We start from the raw sequence: 2,214 nt of genomic DNA on the forward strand, positions 1-2,214 counted from the left end.
CCGGCTGCGCAGGGCGCGGACAGCTGTCCCTTCGCCCGCGACGGCGAATGCGACGAGCCGGGCAGTCGGCTCCGGCGCCTGCCGCGGCGGGGACCGACACCACCGACTGCCAGGCAAAGCAGGGCGCCGGCCAGACTCCGGCGGCGCCCGCCGCGCCGGCCAAGCCGGGCTGGGGCGACGATAGCTGCCAGTTCGCCCATGACGGCGAATGCGACGAGCCGGGCCGCGGCACGGGCCTGTGCTCCGCCGGCACCGATGCCAGCGACTGCTCGGCCGCGGATGGCGGCTCCGGCCACCCCCGGCCCGGCGGCCTGTCCCTTCACCGGGGACGGCGAATGCGACGAGCCCGGCAAGGGCTCCGGCCTGTGCTCCCCCGGCACCGATGCGGAGGATTGCCGGGCGAAGTGACGGTCAGGCCGGCCGCCAGTCGATCGTCAGCTCCTCGCGGAAGGCGAAGCGGACGAGGTGGGAGGCGACGACCTCCTCCAGCCTCGCCAGGCCGGCGGCCTCCGGCGCCTCGTTGCGCAGCACCAGCAGGGCCGGCTCGGCGGCGAGGGTGGTGGTGCCCATCTCGAAGGTCAGGTGGCCCTTCTCGGCGTCGAAGGTCGCCGGGATGCGGTGGCCGAAATGCTTGCACAGCTGTTGCAGGTACTTGCTGGCGTGCTCGGTGGGAATGCGGGCTTCGGAGCTCGGCATGATGTCCTCTTCGATCGGAAGATCCTGAGATGGGAAGGTTGCGAGTGGTTCGCAACTGGTCTCAGGGCGTCGCCGCCGCCAGCGCCCGGAAGCCGGCGGTCAGGAAGCGGACCAGATCGGCCATCCGGCCCGGGTCGGCGGAGGTCTCCCGGCCGTCGGACAGCCGCTCCACCCGCCGGTCGGCGATGTGCTTGAGCAGGGCACCGAGCGCGTATTCATAGCCCCAGACGATGGTGGCGCGGTCGCAGCGCGGCAGGGCGCGCTCCATCGCCGCGATGAAGGCGCGGGCCAGCGGATCATAATAGGGCTCGATCACGCCCTGCGCCTCCGGCCCCTGGTCCCAGGTGGTACGGGCGACCAGCAGCGAGAAGGCGGCCCCGCCCTCGGTGGCGCGCAGCAGCACCGCCGGTTCGACCCAGGCGCGGACCAGCTCCTCGACTGCGTCGGGGTTGGCCGGCGAGCAGTCGACCGCGGCGATGCGCTGCAGCCGCTCGTCGATATAGGCGCGGCGATGCTCGAAGATGGTGCCGAGCAGCTCCTCCTTGTGGCCGAAATAATAGCCGACCAGGGCCAGCGGCACGCCGGCCCGGGCGGCGATGTCGCGCACCGAGACGGCGTGGTAGCCGCGCTCCGCGAACAGCTCCTCGGCGCTCTTCAGGATGTCCAGCCGCCGGTTCGGCGGCGCGGTCTCGCCGGGCGCGATGGCCGAGCGGCGCCGGGTCTTGCCGGCGGCCTTCGCGGAGGGGAGAGCAGGAGCCATTCCGGATCGCCTTGAACGTCTGATCGAATCTTTGTACGATCGTACAAGATCTGCTCCGTGAAGTCATCTGCCGCGACCGTCCGCGCCGCGAATGGCGGCGTTCGTCCCGGCGCGGGGCCAACGACAAATCGATGAGGGAGGGCGTGGTCTTGCCACAGGATATGGGTTCGGGCCGGCGGCGCGAGCTGGCGGCCGGCTGGCCGGTGCTGGTCGCCGCCACGCTGGGCTGCGCCATGGGCGCGTCGTCGCTGCCCTTCTACAGCCTCGGCAGCTTCATCGCGCCGCTGCAGCAGGAGTTCGGCTGGGCGCGCGGCGACATCACCACCGCCTTCCTGTGCCTGACGCTGGTGCTGGCCGTCATCGCGCCGGGGCTGGGCTGGCTGATCGACCGGTTCGGGCCGCGCGCCGTCGCCCTGGCCGCCATCCCCGGCTTCGCCCTGACGCTCTACCTCCTCAGCCGGTTCGAGGGCACGTTGTCGGGCTTCTACCTGTGCTTCGGGCTGGCGGCGCTGCTCGGCGGCGGCACCACGCCGATCCTTTACACCCGCGCGGTGAACGGCCGGTTCGACGCCGCCCGCGGCCTGGCGCTCGGGCTGACCCTGGCCGGGATGGGCGTGATGGCCATTGCCCTGCCGCCGCTGCTGGCGGTGGTGATCGGCGATCATGGCTGGCGTGCCGGCTACCTGATGCTGGCCGGCTTCGCCCTGCTGCCCTGGCCCTTCGTGCTGGCGTCGCTGGGCGGCCGGACGGCCACGGGC

At 72.5% G+C, this 2,214-nt stretch carries 3 protein-coding genes; 1 reads left to right on the forward strand and 2 read right to left on the reverse strand.

Going from position 1 to position 2,214, the window contains the following annotated elements; translation table 11 throughout:
* Positions 1-411: 411 nt before the first annotated feature.
* Both P409_RS32350 and P409_RS32355 read right to left on the reverse strand, forming a co-directional pair.
* Positions 412-696, reverse strand: coding sequence for a DUF2218 domain-containing protein (locus P409_RS32350; protein ID WP_034848287.1), 285 nt, complete (start codon positions 694-696; stop codon positions 412-414).
* A 61-nt stretch (positions 697-757) separates the two neighbouring features.
* Positions 758-1,456 carry a TetR/AcrR family transcriptional regulator gene (locus tag P409_RS32355; RefSeq protein WP_034848290.1) on the reverse strand — a complete coding sequence of 233 codons (699 nt, stop codon included), beginning with the start codon at positions 1,454-1,456 and terminating at the stop codon, positions 758-760.
* Between the two features lie 143 nt (positions 1,457-1,599).
* Between P409_RS32355 and P409_RS32360 the strand changes: the two genes are divergently transcribed.
* The coding region (locus P409_RS32360) for an MFS transporter (RefSeq protein WP_202964877.1) at positions 1,600-2,214 on the forward strand (615 nt) is incomplete at its 3' end.

The sequence above is a fragment of the Inquilinus limosus MP06 genome, assembly GCF_000767795.1.
GTDB classification, from domain to species: Bacteria; Pseudomonadota; Alphaproteobacteria; order DSM-16000; family Inquilinaceae; genus Inquilinus; species Inquilinus limosus_E.

Bases quoted from the DNA above. Each gene is read 5' to 3' on its own strand.
- P409_RS32350 (WP_034848287.1), bottom strand. From the start codon at position 696: ATGCCGAGCTCCGAAGCCCGCATTCCCACCGAGCACGCCAGCAAGTAC.
- P409_RS32355 (WP_034848290.1), bottom strand. From the start codon at position 1,456: ATGGCTCCTGCTCTCCCCTCCGCGAAGGCCGCCGGCAAGACCCGGCGC.